The sequence below is a fragment of the Dysgonomonas sp. HDW5A genome (assembly GCF_011299555.1).
Lineage (GTDB): Bacteria > Bacteroidota > Bacteroidia > Bacteroidales > Dysgonomonadaceae > Dysgonomonas_A.
Window position 1 is genome coordinate 818,173 of sequence record NZ_CP049857.1, and the last position, 22,253, is coordinate 840,425.

A 22,253-nucleotide genomic window follows, 5' to 3' on the forward strand; every position below is an offset into this window, starting at 1 on the left:
TTTCACTCAAAATAATTAAGTATCTTATAGCCTCCTTTTCTCAAGAATTCCTCTTTTTTCATCAAGGTAACATCATGACTCATCATATCTTCACACAATCCGTTTAAGTCATACGAAGGTTCCCATCCGAGTTTCTGCTTTGCTTTAGTATTATCACCAATCAAGATATCAACTTCGGTCGGTCTAAAATATGCAGGGTCTACACCTACTACAGAATCTCCAATTCTAGTTTTGAAGTCTGCCAAGTATTCGATTCCTACTTTATTAGTAAATTTAATATCGTCAACAGCAGTTATAAAACCTTCCTCCTGTTCATTTTCTCCTTTAAAATCAACAGTTACACCCACTTCCATAAACGACATTTTAATAAAATCTCGAATTGTAGTTGTTATTCCAGTAGAAATAACATAATCATCAGGTGTATCTTGTTGCAATATTAAATACATTGCTTTGATATAATCTTTAGCATGCCCCCAATCTCTTTTGCTCGAGAGATTCCCCATGAATACTTCATCTTGAAGACCTAGAACTATGCGAGACACTGCTCTTGTAACCTTTCTCGTCACAAAAGTCTCCCCCCTTAGAGGTGATTCATGATTAAACAAGATCCCATTACTTGCATGCATCCCATAAGCCTCTCGATAATTAACTGTAATCCAATAAGCATATAGTTTCGCTACGGCATATGGACTCCTTGGATAGAAAGGCGTAGTTTCCTTTTGAGGTATCTCCTGCACCAATCCGTATAATTCTGAGGTTGAGGCCTGATAAATACGAGTTTTATTAGTCAATCCTAAAAGACGAACAGCTTCCAGCAATCTCAATGTACCGATACCATCTGCATTGGCAGTATATTCCGGAATATCGAAACTAACCTTTACATGACTCATAGCAGCCAAATTATAAATTTCATCTGGCTGAACCTCTCCTATTATCCTGGTTAGATTCATACTATCAGTCATATCACCGTAATGAAGAATTAATTCTCTATGTTCTTCGTGCGGATCTTGATATAAATGATCAATTCTATCTGTATTAAAAAGAGAGGATCTTCTTTTTATCCCATGGACAATGTATCCTTTCTTAATCAGAAATTCAGATAGATATGCTCCATCCTGTCCAGTTACTCCCGTTATTAATGCTGTTTTTGTCATTTAAAGTTCTGTTAAAATCACCTGTTTGTGACTTTTTCAAGCCACAAATATAAAGATAAATATATTTTAAACAAAATAAACATTAACAAAAGAACAGTTTACCCCCAATTATAGCTTAAGATCGATGCTCTTTCCGCAATAGATCATTAACACTTTTAACCGGATTGAAAGTACTCAAAGGGACTTCCACAAATACCGTATTCCAATCTGACATAGCCCCATTCCACAATCCGGGCAGTTCTAATGCTTTTAGAGCCCTTCCCTCTTTTGTTTTTTTACTTATAAAGCCTGTATTTTCATCAATAAATGTTATAAGGTCAAATTTCTCACCATTAAAATCTTTTACCCCACAAACAACATCAACCGGATTGAAATGTGTTCCTTTAACAAACAAATCCTTTTTTCGAGGATCATCCAAGTCTATCTGGGAGCTTTCTAATATCTGCAAAGAAACAGTACCGTCTTCATTAACTGCAAAAAATGGACCTCCTCCAGCTTCACCAACATTCTTCACCATACCACAAACCCGAATAGGTCGGTTGAGCTTCTTCTGAAGATATAAAACAAGCTCGGCATCCTCTAAATATTTAGTATCTGGATTTTTCACATTCAATTTATCCTGTAAAAAATAAAGAATTTCTAAAAGCTCCTCTCTTGAATACACTCCCGAATTTATTAACTTCAAATAACCAAAAATACGACTCTGGACATCTACCAAATATCCGGCCAACATCTTTTTATAATAAGCTTCTTCATCCTTAAACTTATCAGGAACAACATTATCAATATTCTTAATGAAAATAATATCCGCTGACAGGTCATTTAAATTTTCAATCAACGCACCATGCCCTCCGGGTCTAAACAAGAGATCCTCACCATCACGAAATGGCTCATTATTATCATCAACAGCAATTGTATCTGTCTTCTTTTTTTGCTCACTGAAAGAAATGTCAAATTTCACGCCAAATGCCCGTTCATAGCTATCTGAGACTGTCGAAATCAACTCCTTAAACAACTGACGATGCTCTGGTGAAACTGTAAAATGCAAAGTAACCCCTCCATCATTTGATTTTGCATATAATGCCCCTTCAACAAGATGCTCCTCCACTGGAGTTCTATTACAATTTTCATATGCGTGAAATTTCAACAATCCTTTGGGAAGCCCGCCATAATTCAAGCCATTCTTAAGTAAAAGAACCTCTAAAACATCTTTATACCTACCATGCAGAATCAAAGACTCCACATCCTCACCTTTCTTACTTACACAAGCGGAATTAAGATCGTCAAAAAATGCAAATGCTCGAATATTATCAAAGAATATACTTATAGAATCATTATCCGGAGATTCTGATTTCCGTTGCAGAAACTCAAATAAATCTTTAAACATACGACTTGCCGCGCCTGATGCCGGAACAAATTTAACTACTGAATGTCCTGATCGAGAATAGCCATCCCATATATTTATATATATATCAGCTTCCTCGGGACTAAGGACGGTAATTCCTTTATCATTCGTTGCATAATTTATAATTTCAAGAAAAGGAAATCCTGTTTTGAAACGATCAATTTGCTTCTGAACTTCGATAATGTCTAGACCTTGAATATTTAGTTTTTCAATATCCTTTTTTGTAAATGTCTGATGCATAAGAAATCATATTTAGGATTAATAAACACAAATATAGAAAAGATATCAACGATCAGTGTATGATATACAAAAAAAAGCAAACCAAAAATGGTTTGCTTTTATATATAGGGAAGATATAATCTTAATTGATTTTCATTAAACTCTTAAAAAGAAGCATTTCTCGATTGTGAATTACGTCTAACAAACATCAAATACACTCCTGCAAGAAATATAAATGCAAGTATATCTGTTGAAGTAAAGTTAATATATCCATTTTGAGAAGATTGATTCCCTAAATTGAACGATTGTCTGTAAGGTTTAATATTCTCATTAACAAATTCGGGTGTAGATCGGGCAGCAGAAAATGCATCCTCCATTGGAAGAAAACTAGTTGGAGCTGCAAAAGATCCAGGTGCTGAATTAGCAGCAAATGGAATAAGTAGCAAAAACAACAACACTACTAATCCTTTCTTTATTTTGATACCTAAATTTAACATAGACTAACTTTATAATAGACGTGAATATTAACAATAAAAATCACGATTCTGCGACAAAGATAATCATTGGAAAATTCTAAAACAATATCTTTCAACTAATAACATACAAATTAGTTATTTTTTAACATTTATATATCAAGAAAAACTCTCCATCTCCCGAAGCGTTATATACCTGATCTTCTCCAAATTATCAAATATCACATATCTATTAACAGTTGAGGTTGTAGTTTTGTTTGATAGTCGATCCGAAAAAGAAGGATAAATCAAGTAAATATCGGTTTCCGGAACAGCCACCAAAAGCTTATTTGAGGGATTAACGCCCACAAAATCAGCATCTGGCCCAATTCTATCTAAAATCTCTTTTTTTTCTTTTTCCAAATAATATTTGTTAAGTCTGTTGCTTCCTGCCGAAAACATCATAATTGTTTTTCCATTCTTTTTCATTAAAGGAATAGATAGACAAATTGCAAAAGGTTGCTTACCTGATATTTTTTGATTTATAATGTATTTTCGTGTTGCCTTTAACCATATTGTCCCCAACAAAAGCAGAATTATAAAAGGTATAGCATACAAACTCATCAAATGATCAACATTAAACAGGTAAAGGAAACCAAATAATGCGACAAAAAGAATTCCAGACGGTGGCACTATAGCATAATTTCGCCAAACTCCTTTAGCATAAAATTTTCTTCTGAATTTTTCATTTCGTTCCAAACGCTGTATTTTATCTGTATTCATATCATTAATATAATTTAGATCAAAAGTACAAATGTTTTTCCAGTGAATAAAAGACTAGAAGTCCAATAATTAGTAAATTTGAAATAAAAAAAACAAAAACAAAACTTCAATTGGAATGAAAATATTATTTTTACATTTTAGGTATATATGTTTTAGGATAAATAGTAAATATAAGTAATGAAAGATCATATTGCACAAGAAGATGAATTTAAGTTGTTACTGCATCAACTTTCTGCAAAGTCAAAAGAATTACAAATATCTTCGAAGGAGGAAGCTTTTATTAGATCTACCGTAAAGGAGGGAATCGCTCAAGGGATCTATAAAGTAGATGATAATAAATATTTTCATCTCATTACTGTATTAAATACTGTACTCATTGTAATTAACGAAATAGGACTCCGAAAAGCTGCCGTAATAGCTAACTTACTATACAGACCTGCCGTTAATAAGATAATTACAATAGAGCAAATTAAACAGACATTTGATCACGAAGTAGCTGATATTGTAAAAGGTCTGATGAAAATAAATCATCTTGAGGCTAATCAAACAACTTTAGAATCTGAAAATTTCATCAAGCTTTTATTATCGTTCGCCGAAGACATGAGGGTCATATTAATTATGATTGCCAACAGACTGTATTTGATGAGAACAGCCAGTGAGGTAGATGAAGCAACTCGCTTAAAACTATCGATAGAATCTTCTTACATATATATACCTTTGGCACATAAGCTCGGGTTGTATAATGTAAAATCTGAGTTAGAAGATTTATATCTCAAGTACACCGATCGTGAAATATATGACTACATATCTCAAAAATTAAATGAGAGTAAAACTGTACGTGATCAATATATAGCCGAATTTATTGCACCTCTTGAAGAAAAATTTAAAGAAACAGGACTTAAGTACGATATAAAAGGTCGGGTAAAATCTATCTATTCGATAAATAATAAACTCAAAAAGCAGAAGGTTGAATTCGAATCTATATACGACTTGTTTGCTATCCGGATAGTACTTGATTCTCCACAGCCAAAAGAGAAGGCTGAGTGCTGGCAGATCTATTCTATTGTAACGGATTTATACCAACCTAACCCTAAAAGGCTTAAAGATTGGCTGTCTATACCAAAGAGTAACGGCTATGAATCCCTGCACATTACAGTAATGGGACCTCAATCTAGATGGGTAGAAGTACAGATCAGAACTCGACGCATGGACGAAATTGCAGAGAGAGGTCTAGCCGCTCACTGGAAATACAAAGGAGTGAAAAGTGAGTCAAATATTGACGACTGGCTGACCACTTTACGCGAGGCTTTAGAGAACAAAAGTGTGGCAAACAACGAGAAACTTGAAGATTTCAAACTGGATCTTTACGATGATGAAATTTACGTGTTTACACCCAAAGGTGATTTACACAAATTACCCAAAGGAGCTACCATCCTGGATTTTGCATTCTCAATACATACTAAGCTAGGGGCTACTTGCGTATCGGGTAAAGTGAATGGCAAAAATGTATCTATTCGTCATAAATTGAATAGTGGAGATCAAATAGAGATAATGACCTCTGCTAATCAAACTCCAAAACAAGATTGGCTGAATTTTGTAACAACTACAAAAGCCAAAAATAAGATTCGCCAAAAACTAAAAGAAGAAGCAAACAAACAAGTTGATTACGCCAAAGAATTATTAAAACGTCGCTTCAAAAACAGAAAAATAGATGAAGACGAAGGCGTATTGATGCGCCTGATAAAGAAAAAAGGCTTTAAAACTGTAACCGACTTCTATATCAAAATAGCGCAGGAAACTTTAGACGTAAACTCTGTTATCGATCAATATCTTGAATTAGAGAAACGAGAGAGTGAAGTACATGATAAACATGATCTGGTTAGTGCCGAAGGCTACACAATTCAGCCCCAGAGCACCACTCAAAGTAATGACAAGTCAACGGATGAGCTTATATTAGACAAAGACCTGAAAGGGATAGATTACGCTTTGGCTAAATGTTGTAACCCTATATATGGAGATGAAGTTTTTGGTTTCATTTCATCGCAAGGAATAAAAATACATCGGACTAATTGCCCGAATGCACACGATATGTTTTCACGCTTCGGTTACAGGGTTATACCTGCACGATGGTCGGGAAAATCAGGATCAAGTTACACCATTATATTGCGTGTTGTAGGTGCTGACGATATTGGTATTGTAACAAACCTGACTTCTATAATTTCTAAAGAACAAGGGATAACACTCCGCTCGATTAGTATAGACTCAAACGATGGATTATTTCAAGGCAATTTATCCGTAACATTGCAAGATACAAATACCCTCGAAAGTTTAATGAAAAAATTGCGGACGGTAAAAGGTGTAAAACAGATCTCTAGATTAAATTAAGGCTCAAATCTTTTTTTAAGAGATTTTACATATAGAACAAAAGTCCTCCCTATAACAAAACAAAATGAGGTTATTCAATATGAATAACCTCATTTATATAATATAATAAGATATTACTTATTTACTCTGAAACGTTCGTTTCCGTTCTTTATGAAATCAACGATCTGATTAGCAGCAGCTATTCCAGCATTAGTATTCGCCTCTGCAGTTTGAGCACCCATTTTTTTAGGTGTAGAAAAATATCTTCCTTCAAATTTCTCAGCCATTTCAGCATGATTGGAAGGCATAATATCTGTTACGTATTTCACATCCGTACGATCCTGCATCAACTTCACAATTTCGGCCTCATTGATAACTTCCTTACGAGCAGTATTTATCAATAATGCTTTTTTAGGTAGTTTATTCAACAATTCGTAATTGATCGAATTCTTTGTTTCTGCCGTAGCAGGTATGTGTAACGAAACAAATTCGCAATTAGAATACAATTCTTCAACTGTTTTCACAGCTTTTACACCTTCTTTTTCGATAGCTTCCGCAGAAAGGAAAGGATCAAATGCATATACTTCCATGTTGAATCCTTTTGCAATGCGGGCAACGTTACGTCCCACATTACCATACGCATGAATTCCCAGTTTCTTACCGGCCAACTCGGTACCCGATGTTCCATTGTAGAAATTACGCACTGCATATACAGCCAAACCGAAAGCTAATTCGGCTACTGCATTTGCATTTTGTCCGGGAGTATTCATTGCACATACTCCATGAGCAGTTGCAGCCTCCAAGTCAATATTGTCAAATCCTGCACCTGCACGCACAACTATTTTCAGTTGTTTGGCTGCAGCAAAAACATCTTTATCGAAAATATCACTACGGATAATAGCTGCATCTACATTAGCCACAGCATCCAATAGCTGTTGTTTTTCTGTATATTTTTCGAGCAAAACCAATTCATAGCCTGCTGCATCTATTACATTCTTAATTCCCTTTACTGCTTCTGCCGCAAAAGGTTTATCTGTTGCTATTAATACTTTTATACTCATATCTGATTTGTATGTGAGAAGGTCTGCAACCTCTTATGCATTTTGTTTTTCAAATTCTTTCATTGCATCTACTAATGCCTGAACACCTTCGATAGGCATAGCATTGTAAATAGACGCTCTAAATCCGCCAACTGATCGGTGACCTTTCAATCCGTCAAGACCTTTGCTTACTGCAAATTTCGAGAAATCGGCTTCTTTATCTTCGTGACCTTTTGCCATTACAAAACATACGTTCATCAATGAACGGTCTTCTTTAGCTGCAGTTCCTACGAACAATGGGTTTCTATCTATTTCGGCATACAATAAAGCAGCTTTTTCTTTGTTCTTTTTCTCCATTGCAGGAACTCCACCATTAGCTTTTAACCATTTAAGAGTTTGCAAAGCTGCAAAAATAGGTACTACCGGAGGGGTATTAAACATAGACTCGTTATCGATGTGTGTTTTATAATCCAACATCGTTGGTATCTTACGAGAAACTTTCCCTAAGATATCATCTTTTACGATAACAAATGTCAAACCGGCAGGAGCCAGATTTTTTTGTGCTCCACCATATATAATACCATACTTAGTCACATCGATTACTCGTGAAAATATATCTGATGACATATCGGCAACTAAAGGCACCGGAGAATCTAAATCGGTATGTAATTCTGTTCCGAAAATAGTATTATTGGTTGTTATGTGGAAATAATCCGCATCAGCAGGAATGGTATAATCCTTTGGTATGTATGAAAAATTATCGGCTTTTGAGCTTGCTACTTCGATAACTTCGCCAAACATTTTTGCTTCTTTCTGAGCTTTACTTGCCCATGTTCCTGTATTAAGATAAGCGGCTTTTTTCTCCAAAAGGTTAAAAGGAACCATGCAGAACTGCAAGCTGGCACCTCCACCTAAAAATATTACAGAATAGCCTTCAGGTATATTCAATAGTTCTTTAAACAATGCGATAGCTTCATCCATTACAGCGATAAAATCTTTACCTCTGTGGCTAACTTCCATAAGAGATAATGTGGACGAATTGAAATCTAAAATAGCTTTTGCTGTTTCTTCGATTGTTTGTTGTGGTAAAATTGAGGGACCTGCGCTAAAATTGATTTTTTTCATATTTGCAAGAATTTGAATCGTTCTTTTCTATTATGGTTTTAAGGTCTCAGACCTTTTTATTTCAGGATTAGATGACTTTATCAACTAAGAACTCCAAATTTAATAAATATATTTGAAAATGGCACTGTTAAAATAAAATGAGTATATATTACTTCTGATTTTATTTCTTTATGTCATTAAACAGATAGGTTTTACCATCTACATGATAATAATAAAGACCATCATTTTTAGCTTTTTCTATTCCTTTTTCTGAAATTTTATAGCCCATCACCTCGGAGAGGATATAATTGAAATTTGTAGTATTTAACCTTCCATCAACAAGATATTTATCGATAATACGGTTAGTATCAATTGTATCATTATAAGGTATCACAACAAAAGGAATCATAAACTGATCCATATCTTTATCCAGAAAGCCATGCCCTTTATTTATGATTTCTCCGTGATCCGAAAAATAAAAGACAAGAGAGGAAGAGGCAACTTTCGTATCTAGTTTATTAACTATTGTATTGTACAACAATCCGATAACCCGATCGCTATGATGTATGGTTCGATCATAATCTAAGGTTGTATTAAAATCATTGGTTAAGACTCGGCAATCTGCCTTATCGTATTTCTCCTTATACTCGAGATGACTCCCTTTAAGATGAATAAAAAATATCTGCTTAATTTTAGGATTATATAATTTTTCAATAATCGGGATTAACTCCAGATCATCTTTCTGAAAATTGAAGAAACAGGAAGTATCAGCATACGAAGCGATCAATCCGATATAACTGTCGTGCATCCCTATTTTATCCTGATTAGATATCCAATAAGATTCATACCCGGCATCATTAGCCAGAGCAACTGCATTCTTGTTATTGAGCAATGGTTGGCGATCCAACGGTGTAGCAAAACTCAAAGACAGTCCTAAAGCATCCCGTGTAATGGATGCAGGAGATACAGCATTGTAGTATGATAAACGATCAGCATTTTTCAGACTATCAAGAAATGGGGTCGTTGGCAAATTATAACCATATAAACTATAATGTGTTTGCAAAGAACTTTCGCCCATAACTACAAATATTGTATTAGGACTATTTGAGGTAGTGAAAAAGCTTATTTCTTGAGGTAAAGTTTTAGGCTTAGCTAATTCGGTTCTGAACCGATACATTTCCTGACAGTAAATTACAGAGGCAAATCCCACATTCGTAAGAAGAGGAAGCCTCACTCCTAAAACTGAATAAAAATGCATGAGTGGTGAGATTCTCAACTCTTCAGGAACTTTTCTCCTTTGCGACTCATCCATCAACAGGTAAACAGAACCATAACAAATACCGAAACCGGCAATTATAAATAAGATGGAGGCTAAGATGTAAGGCTTTCGACTCTTAAGTTCCCGATAAGCCAGATACAAAACAATACTTGTTACAATAATCAGAGGAATTGCTATGCCGGCATACATCCTGATTGCACCCAGAGCCTCATGTTTATTGGTTTCGATAATAGAAGAAAACAAACCTAATGTAACTTGAGACGAAAAAGCAATAGCTAAAGTTGCTTCTATAGATATGATTATTGCCAGTAATAACACAAATATTATGGCAACTCTTTTGATATGAGAGATAAGATTTAAAAAAGACAGTATGATAATAGCATTCAACGCAGCGTATAGTAAGCTGCTTGCATGTGTAGACAAACTGAATGATTGAAACAAAGGATTCCAATCAATATACACAGTTCTCAAATAAAAGGCTAATAAAAAAAAGTAGAGAAAACAAAAAACAGAAAATCTATATTGTTGTAATACTCTACTTATACGTGTTCGAAAATGCAATAGTTTCAATATTCTATTTTATCATCTTTTTCTTCCCACATCCGAAAAGCCGATAATGCTTCCTTATGTAGTATTTGGATAGAAGGGATACTTCTCTCTTCCGGTTTAAGTTCGATTTGTTCGTATATAAATGAGTCGTCAAAACCAATATTTTTGGCGTCTTCCTTACAACATCCGTAATATATACGGTCGATACGAGCCCAATAGATAGCTGACAAACACATTGGACAAGGTTCGCACGAAGTATATATTTCACATCCGTTCAAATCGAATGTACCGAGTTCTTTACAGGCTTTGCGGATAGTGGTTACTTCCGCATGAGCTGTAGGATCATTATCCAGAGTTACACAGTTGGAGCCTTCGGCTACAACTTCTCCGTTCTTCACAATTACAGCCCCAAAAGGACCGCCACCGTTTTTCACACTATTCTCAGCCAATTTAATGGCTTGTTGCATATATTTTGGATTCATTTCTAACAAGTTCCGTTTAAGTAAAAAATAAATTTTATTGGCATATTCTATAGTTATAACAATCATATTTGTTATACTTGCCAAAGCAATAAAAAGGTCTAGAAATTTATTTTCTGTGTTTCAGCTCTTTATTTATTTTTTCTATATAGCCTAAAATTTCCTCTCCGCCGATTCTATTTTCGGAAGAAGTTATAAATATGGGAGGTAGTTCTACCCAAGTCTCTTCGAGTTTTTCGGTATATTTTGCAATATTTTCTTTGGCTTTCGATTTGCTCAACTTATCTATTTTAGTGAAAACTATTGCAAATGGAATATCATTTTCGCCCAACCACTCCATAAATTCCATATCGATTTGTTGAGGATCATGGCGGCTGTCAAGTAATAAAAACAGATTGGTAAGATCGTCTCTATTCAGAATATAATCTTCTATTATAATACGGATGTTTTCTCTACCTTCCTTACCTCTTTGAGCGTATCCATAACCGGGAAGATCGACCAGATACCATTCTTCATTTATGATAAAATGGTTTATCAATTGGGTTTTTCCGGGTTTCGATGATGTCATTGCTAACCCTTTATGGTTAGTGATCATATTTATAAGAGAAGATTTACCTACATTAGACCGACCAATAAACGCATATTCGGGTTTACCGTCTGTCGGACATTGTTTATAATCTGTGTTGCTTATAACAAACTTAGCATCTTTTATAATCATTGTTTATATTTTGGGTGCTTTACAAATGTACAATACTTGGCTCTATATCGCAAAAAAATATTATCGAACATGCTTCAACGACCTGATTAAACTTACTAAAAGCGTAATACTTAGCCCAAACATCGAGACTACGGCATACGAATATCTCAGATTGGTAAGTTCGGCTATGTATCCGATAATAGGAGGACCGAGCAGGAAGCCGAAGAAACTCACACTCGAAACGATAGTCAGTGCAATACTTGGAGAACCTTTTGTATTACGTCCTGCTATACTATATATGGTAGGAACAATACTGGATATTCCAAATCCGACAATCATAAAGCCAATAGCCGAAGGGATAAGATAGGGAAATAATACAGAAATCATCAAGCCGGTAAAGATCAGTATACCACCCAATTGCAAAACTCTTTTCTTTCCTATTCTTACGGATAACTTATCGGTCAAGAACCGCCCGATAGCCATAAAAGTCATCACAATGGTAAAACCCATAACCGTAATCATTTCGGGAGCGTGTACCACTTCTTTAAAATAGACTCCACTCCAGTCGAACATGGCACCTTCGGAACACATCCCGAAGAATCCGATCAATCCTAACTGAACGAGTAATAGTTCAGGCTTTTTAAATATCGTTTCTTTCTGTTCTGTATTCTTTTTAGGCGGATCGGGTATTAAGTCTTTCAACCTGAAAACCATCAAGCCTAGCATAACTATGGCAATTATAATAAAATGAATATAAGGTTCGATCCTGAACGGAGCAATGGATAGTGCAAAAACAGAACTCAATGCACAGGCAAAACTCCATCCTCCATGAAAGGAAGACATTATGGGTCTGCCATAAATTTCCTCCATCCGCAAACCTTGTGTATTAACTGCTATATTCAGAAAATTAGAACACAAACCAAAGAAAAACAGGCTCACAAAAAGCATTATCGAGCTGGTTGCAAGTCCTAAAGTTACAAGTACAAAACAGTACAAAACCATAGCAATAGCCAACATACGGATACTTCCATATTTGGCAATCCAAGTTCCCGAAACCGGCATAGCTGCAAGTTGTCCCAAAGCGGGTGCAAATAAAACCGTACCCAGAGCAGCTTCGCTCATCGACAAAGAGGTTTTAATGTCGGGAATACGGCTCGCCCAACTGGCAAAACCAAGTCCTTGAATAAAATAAAAAGATAATATAGCTAAACGTGCACGTCCTTTTGTGGTTTTCAGCACGTATTCATATTCTGACATAACTAGAGGATTCGATAATTGATCTTGCAAAATTAGAATAACTTTTGCTTGATATGAAACTTCGAAGCCAATATATTTAGTAATTTTAAGGTCGCAAGGTCGCAGACCTTTTTATTGCTTTGGCATTTATAACAACCAGATGTCGCTATGGTGATAACACATCGTATTAAATAGTTGAACTTACTTATATCTTTAGACTCTCTTTTTTACTTAAATTACAGAAGTTATGTCCGAAAAACTAGTTGAAACCGTAACCGAAAAGGTCAAAAAATATCATCGTGATACAGTAGCCCATTACAAGCATCTGCATCAGAACCCTGAACTTTCTTTTGAAGAAAAGAATACCTCTCTTTATGTAGAAAAGCAACTACAGGAATGGGGGGTAGAATACCGGAATAAGATTGGAGGCTATGGCATTCTGGCTTGCATCAAAGGCTCGAAACCTTCTTCCAAAACAATTGCCCTTCGTGCCGATATGGATGCACTTCCGATTACAGAGCAAAACGACATTGATTTTAAATCGAAAAATGAGGGGGTTATGCATGCATGCGGACATGACACTCATACGGCAAGCTTATTAGGAGCGGTTAAAATAATCAACGAAATGAAAGATCAATTTGCAGGAACTATCCTTTTTATCTTTCAACCCGGAGAAGAAAAACATCCCGGAGGGGCAAGCCTCATGCTAAAAGATGGGATCTTTGATACTTATAAACCTGATATAATTATCGGGCAACATGCCTATATTGATTATCCTGTTGGCACAGTCGGTTTCGAACCGGGCACAGTTATGGCATCCGCAGACGAGGTTCATATTCAAATAAAAGGACAGGGAGGACACGGAGCCATACCACAAGATCTTAACGATACGGTACTTGCCGCATCTCAACTGGTGGTATCTATGCAACAAATAGTTAGCAGGCGTTCTAATCCGTTTAAACCTTGTGTGCTTTCATTCGGTAAATTTATTGCAGACGGTGCTACTAATGTTATACCCAATACGGTAACTCTGGCAGGTTCGCTTCGTTGCATGGATGAGGAAGAAAGAAACAAGCTGAAACCAATCATACGTGATATTGCCATTCATACAGCTAAAGCATACGGTTGCGAATGTGACATCGAAATATATGACGGCTACCCTTGTACTTACAATGATGAGGAAGTTACACGCATGGCAAAAGCTTTTGCTGCTGAATACTTAGGTGAAGACAAAGTTAGGGGTTTACCCAAAAGAATGACAGCCGAAGACTTTGGCTTTTTCTCACAACTCTATCCTACCACCTTTTATAGATATGGAGTTATTGGCGGACAGCATTGCACCGGATTACATACTCCAACATTTCTGATTGATGAGGAAGCCTTAAAAACTTCAGTAGGAACTATTGCTTATTTGGCTTTACGATATTGTCAGATATAAAACTAAAAAAATCATCTCCCTCTTCTTAACCGGATACAAACCTCCGGTCGTGAAGCAGGGAGACAACCCTCTAATATACAGTTATAACTGTCGTCGTCAATACTGTTTAACTTATAAAATACATAATTTATTTATAATTTTGACAGCATAACTGTATTTCTTAAAACACACTACACATATAATAAATAATTCTGATCACTCGAAAACTGCTGTTTGCGAAATATTCAAAGCCCAAGCCGCAACATTTACTTGTACGCTAAGTGACGATGGAGCTTCGGAGCTAAATGGATTGCTAACACCCAGACCTTTTACTACGGTTTTGATACTATAAGTATTGTTACGCTTAATATAAGTATGGCCATCAGTTGCTCCAGAAACGGTAGACGCTGTTCCTTCCTTATTTATAACTACAGGAAAATAAGTATATCCACTGGCATCTACACGCCCTGGTACATTGCTGATATAAACATTATTTTGTTTGACTTTTGCTCTTATCACCAAGATAGTAGGATAAGCCATCACATTATTTACGGGTTGGTTTTCATACAGATAAAAATAAGTATTATTATTGCTAGCTGCAGTTGTCAAGAAATTATCTGATCCCGACAATACAGTACTTATTGATGGGAACAAGTCGCCCGAACCTGAAAGGCCTTCATAATAAGCCGCTGGAGCAGATGCTGTTCCTACATTTGCGATTAGTGAGCTTTTTGATGCATTTATAACAAACGCAGTCAGGTCGTCAAAACTATATTCGCTACTTTGCCATTGCATATCTTCTATTTTCACACGAGAAACCAATCTTGTCAGAGAATAAGAATGAGGAGCCAAAGAAGTTCCGTCTGAAACGCTCGACGAATATCCAATATAATTTTTACCGGGTAGAATAGTTACATCAACTATATCTGTAGCCATAGTTAAACGACCGTTATCTTTTTCATTTTTCAAGTCTGCTACTGCTTTTTTCAAATCGTCCAATGTCTTTATCAAAGAAGCATCACTGGCATAATTAGCCAATACAAATATTTTTTTCGCACCGCTTGTAACTGCAATATTATCCACTTTTGTGATTGTATTAACCGTACTGGTTGCTGTTTTATAAGCCTCAAGAGACCCATCAGCATTAAACACAAAAGCATCTAATTTTAATACTTTCTCTTCTTGGGTAGGATTTCCGGCAGCTCTTGTTTGAACACCGTTTGTTCCTGCTATTTGCAAACTGATACTTGCCGATTCAGGAGATACAACAGGGGATACAGATGCATTATCATCTGCTTTCTCGCATGATACTGCTATAAATGCAATACCTATTAATAAGAATAATTTTTGTAATTTCATTTTGTATTTTTTTTATTTGTAATTTTTCTTTTGCTTATCACTGACTTACATAAAGCCTTTTAGTCATTTTTCTCTCTTTGTTCAAAGTACGAATAGTATAGAATACAATGAATAAAAACAATGGTGCCCAGAAGTCTCCGATGGGTGCCCCGACAGCTCCCAACTCTGGAGCATCGTTATCATCATTCGGATTATATCCTGCATAGACTGTTGTATTGGCATCACTTGTCTTTTGTTCTATTGTTTCCAATGTTGATGAAGATGGCAACTCATTATTAAACGGAGTTGATGTTGATTCAGATACATTTGGATCCAAACTATTTGCATAATCAGATGTAGTCATAACTTTTATTATTTGATTTCTTTATTTCGGTTTAGAGAATTATCTTAAAGGATTTTGACCCTTGCGATGTATCGGCTTTCAATAAATAGAAGCCTTTCTCCAATACGCCCTCGTCAATCAAATAAGTAGTATTATGAATTTTGTCTTTTCGAAATACCATACGCCCCATCACATCAAATAATTCGACTCTTTCCAACTCAAAATGAGCTGATTCTATCCGGATACCGTTTGCTGATGTTATAGTTATTTCGCCGTCAGAAGTTTCATCCTCAATACCGGATGTCGATTTAGCTGTCAATTGGATGGAGAAACGATCCTCCAAGTTTTTACTTGATGTTTTGTCAAATGATACAGATGATGTTTTTCGTAAATCATATTCTTTCTTTTGTAATTTATCTATTAATATAACATCGGAATATGCAGCAAAAGCCTCTATTCCTTTGATGGTGATTATTGCTTTTCCGGTTTTAGTGGTACGGATACCGATCGGGATAGTGATGCTTTGATCGCTGTTGCCAAAAAGATTAATTTCCAGTGCTTCGGTTTCATTAGCAATAGTATATATTTCGGGCACATCAGTTCCGGGTGAAAACATTTTCCGGATATCTTCCCCTGCTATATACTTCAATGAAGCTCCCTTACGTGCTGCTAAGATTGTCTTACTTTGAATCTTATTGAAATTCAGACCTAAATAAAGAACATCTGCAAGAGCTTGATTTGAAGACCTGAGTTCAACACCGGCACCGGCTTTTGCTACCGATATGTTTTGAGGTTTAAATACCAAACTTTTTTTACCGGGTTTCGTTTCTACAAAAAACGACTGCATAGGAGGAATAAATTGTGATAAACTTTCGGCTGTCGTTTCAGAAGATAAGCCTCCCAAACCGCTCCACACTTCACTACTGCCACTACTTATGTAGGCATAAAACTTACTTCCATCCCATATTCTGTAATAACCATACATGCTATCGGCATTATCTTCTGCAAACTTCGCAAAGTCGATATGCGACATAAACGGATTGCCCACAATATTAGTAGTTCCTGCTGCTACACCTACTGTAGAAACTCCATTGGAGTAGGATTCTTCAAAAACAAACCGATATCTGTTATTTTTTTGTTTATTGGTAAGGTTATTATGACCGACAGTCCATACCGAATCGTTAGGTATACTGGCTTCGTCTCCCCGATTAAGAGGCGCTACCTGAGTCAACCAAGCTCCGCTGGTTTTATCGTGATAGCTATAAGTGACATCACGACCATCAACTAAACGACGAGGAAATTTATAAGGAGTTCCTGTTGGAAAGTTTGTATCAGCATAATTCATTCCATTAGCTTTTCCATTAACCCACAATGCAAAACCTTTCGCCGTAGGTAGATTTTCTTCTAATTTTGAGAAAGGAGTAGAAAAATCACCTACCACATATCCCGTTCTACCATCCGGGTTTTGACTATTACCGACATTGAAGTACATCATAAATATTTTAGGAGATACTGCATTAGGCCAACTCATATCACCATGATAATCGGCTGAATACATGTATCGCAACGGATCAGATAACATATACCATCTGTTACGATCGGGAGTTAACTCAACAAAAGCTTTTCTATAGAGCAGTAATTGTATCTGCCCAACACTGGCACCATTTTTAAAGGTTATATCCCGGCATGCATCTCCGGCTTTCAACACGGGATAGGTTGATGCATCTTCAGATATGGTTACATCCGTACACCAGATAGGAGCTCCTTTACCCGTTGATGATTCCCAATTTGTTGAATCAGCCCATTCTGTTGTAGCAGAGTTTGTTTTCCATGTTGCAGCAGCAGGATGTACGGTCATACTGAAAGTTTTCACTTCATTTCCGGTTTCATCTTTAATTGCATATGTGAAAGTGCCGGAAGTACCCTCTGTAAATTCGAGTTTATATGCTGTATTGAAAGTTCCTTTCTTAACCGTTCCTCTATACAATGAGTAGTTTGTACCTTCCGACATACCTGTACCCGACATCGAAACTTTAATAGGACATAAAGTACATGATGCTTCAGAAGAAACAGTGATAGAAGTAACAACTTTTGCGATGATAGTTATTTTCACTTTAGCTGATGCTTGCCCTGCAGATGACTCAGCAATAACATAAGTTATATCAGGCACAGTGAAAGGTGCGGTTAATCCGGGTACCGATCTGAAAAGAAAAGTTCCATCCTGATTTAGTGTTATCGTTCCGACTAATACGCTATTTTTATTAATCTTAGCCGTTGTTCCTGCTGCATATTTAACACCGTTCACTTCATATTCCACAACCTTCAATGAAGCACCTCTATTGCCGGGAGCATCATTCGTGATAATATTACCCCCAAGATCAGTTGCTGCCAATACTGTATAGCTATCATCTTTGGCTACGGGAACAACCACTTCCAAGCAATTAGAAATCTTGGTAAGTGTTATTTCATTAGAGTACATACGACAATTTTTCGTAGTTTTAGTATACACCGAAAGACGGTAAACGCCTGCTGTACTGGCTGTATAAGTATTTTTGGTAGCTCCGTAAATATCACTAAATGTATTACCGTTTTTCTTTTGCCATTGGAATAAATAAGAGGCGTCAGGAAAAGCGTCGGGAGAAGACACTGTTAGCGTATAAGTACATTTAGTACAATCTTTAGATAAAGTTTTAATCTGTGGAATAATAGATTTCATACTCAAATTATCCAGTGCAAGATCATTACCATTACCTCCATTTACATTATTTCGGAATGCTATATATACCTTATTCACTCCGCAGGGAACAACATAGTCGAAATAGGTATTCTCCCATACTCCCACTTTCGACATAGTTATTGTTTTGGTAGCTTTCACTGTTGAAAGCTTTGTCGGATCACTATTTATAACCAGAGCTACAGAGGGAGCTATACCGGTACCATTCAGTTGAGCCAAATCCAATCCCATGCGATATGCCTGCCCCGACTCAACGTCAACCGCCTGACTATAGAATATTTTTGTAGGATCCTGGTCAGCATTTACAACCATAAAATAATTGCGAGGAGTAGTAAAGTCTGTCTCATAACGATCATACAAGACTACAGGCCAAGCCTTATCACTCAATGACGGCAGATTATACATTCCATTAGTAGAAGTAGCCACAACATAATATCCATTATTTGGAGCATGGGGTGTAATCTGCCATGAATTATTCTTAGATTTATCAGGTAAAGTATTTGCAAAACCCGAATACCAGTTTTCGGTCAGCCCCCATTTATAGGAAGTTGTAGAACCTGCAGTTGCAGTCAAAGGCCGTCCGATAGTTACTTTGGGATTAATCGCAACTTCTTTTAAGCTATTATTGTAAAACACTGTTTGTGCAGGTTGGTAATAAACCCCCAATTTAGAAGCATCCAGTAATGGGTAAATATTCTCACCAGCTCCACCATCTCCATTTTTTCCTTGTGAATCAACAGTTTCAAATGTTCCTCGTAGTACTTTTTCCGGTCCATATACTTGAGCCGAAGCAAAAAATGTAAAGAATGTAAAGAAATAAGCGAAAAAAGAGCATTTGTTAATAGTCATTTTTATAGTCTTCTCTATTTTCATAAAATTTATTTTATTGGTATCACTTGTCTTTTAAGAAACAAAACACTATAATTTTAGCAGTTATTACATCATTTTTAGCTTACAGACGTTAATTCCGGAAAAATTAACACAAGAGACCTGATAACCAAACCATAATAGGGTCAAAAACACCCCAACCTGGCTCAGCAAGACATAGAAAAAGCACTCAACATTAATAAATTAACATTGACATTCTATTTACTCAATAAATAATTTTGAAGAATCTAATTTAAGCGGTCTTTTACTTCAAGTAACATATTGCAAATTCAAATTTTGTTGATATATAATAATTTCCCTTTCCTACTACCTATTCTATATAAGCTGCCTTAACTGATTCACGGCAGTTTAAAACCCTTAATAATCATTCACGTACCAAAACCTAAATAGTTTGTGTTTCTCAATAACATTTTTTTGGTTAAATATTTTACATTTACCCAAAAGATGCTTGTCTCCTTACATCTTTCTATTTTTAATAACATAAGTTTGATTTATTACTTTTCAGGGAGTAAAATTATATATAAATTATCGCAACTCAATACTATCTTTAGTGTTTCTACTATGTTTATAGCGACCAATTTCGCAAAAATGCGTGTAATTATTTATGAAAAAAGAGTATTCTAGAAAAACACACACCTAAAAAGACACAAATCATTAACAAAAGACTCTGAAAACGACAAAACAGAGTATCATCTGCAATAATCACTAATATTCAAGAAATATATTTTAATTATAAAAAAAGGAGAAATTAAATAAAAAGTTAATCACGTCCGATAAGCGAGACTGCCGTCCGTTGTTTTCTAAAAAAAGCAAAACGATCTACCTCTCCACTTTGTGTTATTAATGTAGAGCATCGTTTCAGAGAGTCAATCCACTCTTTCTGAACATCCGATATCCTAGAGCTTTGAGAATCCAAGCCATTAATAGCCAACACCCTAAGATGAGACACTCCTATTGTTTCAGATTCAAAATGAGAATGAGAAGCTTCCAAATCAACATTGGCCAAATAGAGAGCGACCTTTGTTCCGTTTTTATAGACTCCCGATATTGCCAAAGTTTCTAACTCACTTATTAACTCTAACAGCTCATTCTTTAACAGCTCCAACTCTTCGACTGTTATAAGACTTAACTTGAAAAAATAATTTATATCTTTTATTATAGAGTTGAATATTTCGCGATCAAGTATATACACTGCTCTTTGTATACTGCGACTTTCTAGAATAAAGTTACGATGAGCTTGTATTGCCTCTTCAGACATTATAATTTCGGAGAAAGATATTGACGATTGTGATTTATTAACCTGGTAATACCACCGGTAAAGACGAAATCTAGACAAGTTCTCAAAAGGCAAATAAAAAGAATAAGGCAAGGTGCTAAATGCAAAGCGGGCTCTTACATTTTTTTGAGTACGTAATTTTCGAAAAAACTCAACATACTCATTTACTCTACTGCAGTAATCGTCATTAAGATTATCCAAATCTAATACATTAAGATCAAAAACTGCCCGTTCATGATTTTTAACCCCTACAATTGCATCTAATGAAAAACCCATCTTTAGAGATACTTTCGCTATTTCGTCAAATGTAAAAGGAACCTCACCTCTCAATCGTCTATAAATAGCTTCTCTACCAATAGGGAGTAATTCCATCAATTCACTGATCATATTACTTCCCGGTGGTATCGAGTTTTTTATCACAGAAACAACTTGCTCATTAAGATTGTATTTGTCTTTCATAAACTAAATAAATAACGAATAATATAAATAAATTCTAATGAATGAGCATTTATCTCCTCGAAAAAAGAAAATATCACCTCTTTCCTAAATACGATTCTACCAAACAGCCCCTCCCCATTATATCTCTCTTCACTTAAAATAATTGACTCAAATGTTTTCCCCCTATTAGATGCCGGCATTTATTAATCACACATCGACATAGAAACAGACAATAACAAGAATATGTTCAAGAAAACTTAACAAAAATAGATACCTGAAGATATATTTTGTTTTATTTCTCCTAAATATCAGAATAAACCCACGAAATAAAAATTTCAGAAATAAAAAAAGAGAGACACCTAATCGTAATTAGGCGTCTCTCTTTTTTTATTTTTTCCCCTTATTTTCTCAGGATATAATCCTCTTCAATTTCACCTTTTATTTTATTTCCATCAATATCTAATTGTGTCAGGGTATTCTCTCCTACAAAATATTGATTCGGTTTATCTTCACCTTCTAATGTGATCGTATTACCTTCTTTATTCCACGAATAAGCTCCTTTCGTATAAATAGCTTTATCTCCCTTACCAACATAAAGTATCTTCTTATTGTAGGTACTATCAGATAATTCGATCATTACATCCATACCGCTTCCCGAAGCAGTAGGCAATACTCCTTTATATACACCTTTATAATCCAATGAATTCATAGCATTGTGCTCGTCTGCCACTACCGTTACAGTATCAGCCCCTTCCAACACCGCACCATCAGCGGGTCCTTCTTTAGGTTTATTGTTACAACTAAATAAGGCTAATGCAAATATTAAAACTATTCCCTTTTTCATATAATATAATATTAAAAAAACTTTATGCTTGCGACTAGGTTAAACAGACGGTGAACTAAAAAAGTTTACCGGATATGAAAAACTTAACAAGTATATATATAAATTTTCAAAAAACACATTTCTGAACGAACTTTTATATATCAAGCTGTCTTTAATCTATTTGGCAGCACAATAATTAAAAAACTTTGAGTAACTTTATGCGATTTTAAGAAGT

At 35.6% G+C, this 22,253-nt stretch carries 17 protein-coding genes; 2 read left to right on the plus strand and 15 right to left on the minus strand.

Going from position 1 to position 22,253, the window contains the following annotated elements; all coding sequences use genetic code 11:
• Nucleotides 1-2: 2 nt before the first annotated feature.
• The 4 genes from gmd to G7050_RS03400 form a co-directional block, all read right to left on the minus strand.
• On the minus strand, nt 3-1,154 hold the full coding sequence (gene gmd / locus G7050_RS03385) for a GDP-mannose 4,6-dehydratase (RefSeq protein WP_166111215.1): 1,152 nt from the start codon (nt 1,152-1,154) through the stop codon (nt 3-5).
• A 115-nt stretch (nt 1,155-1,269) separates the two neighbouring features.
• Entirely contained in the window at nt 1,270-2,799 is a 1,530-nt protein-coding gene (locus G7050_RS03390) for a DUF4301 family protein (protein ID WP_166111217.1), read from the minus strand.
• 143 nt (nt 2,800-2,942) lie between these two features.
• Nucleotides 2,943-3,275, minus strand: a complete 333-nt coding sequence (locus G7050_RS03395; protein ID WP_166111219.1) for a hypothetical protein — start codon at nt 3,273-3,275, stop codon at nt 2,943-2,945.
• Between the two features lie 135 nt (nt 3,276-3,410).
• A complete protein-coding gene (locus G7050_RS03400) occupies nt 3,411-4,013 on the minus strand; it encodes a hypothetical protein (RefSeq protein WP_166111221.1) in 603 nt (200 codons plus the stop codon).
• 177 nt (nt 4,014-4,190) lie between these two features.
• Here G7050_RS03400 and G7050_RS03405 point away from each other — a divergent pair, with 177 nt between their 5' ends.
• On the plus strand, nt 4,191-6,398 hold the full coding sequence (locus tag G7050_RS03405) for a bifunctional (p)ppGpp synthetase/guanosine-3',5'-bis(diphosphate) 3'-pyrophosphohydrolase (protein ID WP_166111223.1): 2,208 nt from the start codon (nt 4,191-4,193) through the stop codon (nt 6,396-6,398).
• Nucleotides 6,399-6,511: 113 nt separating this feature from the next.
• On the opposite strand, the gene G7050_RS03410 is transcribed toward G7050_RS03405, so the two are convergent.
• The 6 genes from G7050_RS03410 to G7050_RS03435 form a co-directional block, all read right to left on the minus strand.
• Nucleotides 6,512-7,432 carry an NAD(P)-dependent oxidoreductase gene (locus G7050_RS03410; protein ID WP_166117623.1) on the minus strand — a complete coding sequence of 307 codons (921 nt, stop codon included), beginning with the start codon at nt 7,430-7,432 and terminating at the stop codon, nt 6,512-6,514.
• A gap of 39 nt (nt 7,433-7,471) precedes the next feature.
• The gene (gene serC, locus G7050_RS03415) at nt 7,472-8,542 is read right to left on the minus strand and encodes a 3-phosphoserine/phosphohydroxythreonine transaminase (protein WP_166111224.1); all 1,071 of its coding nucleotides are present in this window, start codon (nt 8,540-8,542) and stop codon (nt 7,472-7,474) included.
• A gap of 160 nt (nt 8,543-8,702) precedes the next feature.
• Nucleotides 8,703-10,262, minus strand: coding sequence for a phosphoethanolamine transferase (locus tag G7050_RS03420; RefSeq protein ID WP_255499292.1), 1,560 nt, complete (start codon nt 10,260-10,262; stop codon nt 8,703-8,705).
• Between the two features lie 104 nt (nt 10,263-10,366).
• Entirely contained in the window at nt 10,367-10,831 is a 465-nt protein-coding gene (locus tag G7050_RS03425) for a nucleoside deaminase (RefSeq protein WP_166111228.1), read from the minus strand.
• Between the two features lie 106 nt (nt 10,832-10,937).
• Entirely contained in the window at nt 10,938-11,546 is a 609-nt protein-coding gene (gene yihA / locus G7050_RS03430) for a ribosome biogenesis GTP-binding protein YihA/YsxC (RefSeq protein ID WP_166111230.1), read from the minus strand.
• Between the two features lie 60 nt (nt 11,547-11,606).
• Nucleotides 11,607-12,782, minus strand: a complete 1,176-nt coding sequence (locus tag G7050_RS03435) for an MFS transporter (RefSeq protein ID WP_166111232.1) — start codon at nt 12,780-12,782, stop codon at nt 11,607-11,609.
• Between the two features lie 226 nt (nt 12,783-13,008).
• Here G7050_RS03435 and G7050_RS03440 point away from each other — a divergent pair, with 226 nt between their 5' ends.
• Nucleotides 13,009-14,199, plus strand: a complete 1,191-nt coding sequence (locus G7050_RS03440) for a M20 family metallopeptidase (RefSeq protein ID WP_166111234.1) — start codon at nt 13,009-13,011, stop codon at nt 14,197-14,199.
• 195 nt (nt 14,200-14,394) lie between these two features.
• Here the strand turns inward: G7050_RS03440 and G7050_RS03445 are convergent, their stop codons facing one another.
• The 5 genes from G7050_RS03445 to G7050_RS03465 all read right to left on the minus strand — a co-directional run bounded on the left by G7050_RS03445 (nt 14,395) and on the right by G7050_RS03465 (nt 22,039).
• Nucleotides 14,395-15,537, minus strand: coding sequence for a fimbrial protein (locus G7050_RS03445; RefSeq protein ID WP_166111236.1), 1,143 nt, complete (start codon nt 15,535-15,537; stop codon nt 14,395-14,397).
• Nucleotides 15,538-15,574: 37 nt separating this feature from the next.
• A complete protein-coding gene (locus tag G7050_RS03450) occupies nt 15,575-15,880 on the minus strand; it encodes a hypothetical protein (RefSeq protein WP_166111238.1) in 306 nt (101 codons plus the stop codon).
• Between the two features lie 31 nt (nt 15,881-15,911).
• The gene (locus G7050_RS03455; RefSeq protein ID WP_166111240.1) at nt 15,912-19,466 is read right to left on the minus strand and encodes a T9SS type A sorting domain-containing protein; all 3,555 of its coding nucleotides are present in this window, start codon (nt 19,464-19,466) and stop codon (nt 15,912-15,914) included.
• Nucleotides 19,467-20,241: 775 nt separating this feature from the next.
• Nucleotides 20,242-21,216: a hypothetical protein gene (locus tag G7050_RS03460; protein WP_166111242.1), complete on the minus strand. Its 975-nt coding sequence runs from the start codon at nt 21,214-21,216 to the stop codon at nt 20,242-20,244.
• A 379-nt stretch (nt 21,217-21,595) separates the two neighbouring features.
• Nucleotides 21,596-22,039, minus strand: coding sequence for a copper resistance protein NlpE (locus G7050_RS03465; protein ID WP_166111244.1), 444 nt, complete (start codon nt 22,037-22,039; stop codon nt 21,596-21,598).
• Nucleotides 22,040-22,253: the final 214 nt, after the last annotated feature.

Coding starts and splice junctions, on each gene's coding strand:
- G7050_RS03450 (WP_166111238.1), bottom strand. CDS start 15,880: ATGACTACATCTGATTATGCAAATAGTTTGGATCCAAATGTATCTGAA.
- G7050_RS03440 (WP_166111234.1), top strand. CDS start 13,009: ATGTCCGAAAAACTAGTTGAAACCGTAACCGAAAAGGTCAAAAAATAT.
- gmd (WP_166111215.1), bottom strand. CDS start 1,154: ATGACAAAAACAGCATTAATAACGGGAGTAACTGGACAGGATGGAGCA.
- G7050_RS03445 (WP_166111236.1), bottom strand. CDS start 15,537: ATGAAATTACAAAAATTATTCTTATTAATAGGTATTGCATTTATAGCA.
- G7050_RS03455 (WP_166111240.1), bottom strand. CDS start 19,466: ATGAAAATAGAGAAGACTATAAAAATGACTATTAACAAATGCTCTTTT.
- serC (WP_166111224.1), bottom strand. CDS start 8,542: ATGAAAAAAATCAATTTTAGCGCAGGTCCCTCAATTTTACCACAACAA.
- G7050_RS03435 (WP_166111232.1), bottom strand. CDS start 12,782: ATGTCAGAATATGAATACGTGCTGAAAACCACAAAAGGACGTGCACGT.
- G7050_RS03395 (WP_166111219.1), bottom strand. CDS start 3,275: ATGTTAAATTTAGGTATCAAAATAAAGAAAGGATTAGTAGTGTTGTTG.
- G7050_RS03425 (WP_166111228.1), bottom strand. CDS start 10,831: ATGAATCCAAAATATATGCAACAAGCCATTAAATTGGCTGAGAATAGT.
- G7050_RS03460 (WP_166111242.1), bottom strand. CDS start 21,216: ATGAAAGACAAATACAATCTTAATGAGCAAGTTGTTTCTGTGATAAAA.
- G7050_RS03400 (WP_166111221.1), bottom strand. CDS start 4,013: ATGAATACAGATAAAATACAGCGTTTGGAACGAAATGAAAAATTCAGA.
- G7050_RS03405 (WP_166111223.1), top strand. CDS start 4,191: ATGAAAGATCATATTGCACAAGAAGATGAATTTAAGTTGTTACTGCAT.
- yihA (WP_166111230.1), bottom strand. CDS start 11,546: ATGATTATAAAAGATGCTAAGTTTGTTATAAGCAACACAGATTATAAA.
- G7050_RS03390 (WP_166111217.1), bottom strand. CDS start 2,799: ATGCATCAGACATTTACAAAAAAGGATATTGAAAAACTAAATATTCAA.
- G7050_RS03465 (WP_166111244.1), bottom strand. CDS start 22,039: ATGAAAAAGGGAATAGTTTTAATATTTGCATTAGCCTTATTTAGTTGT.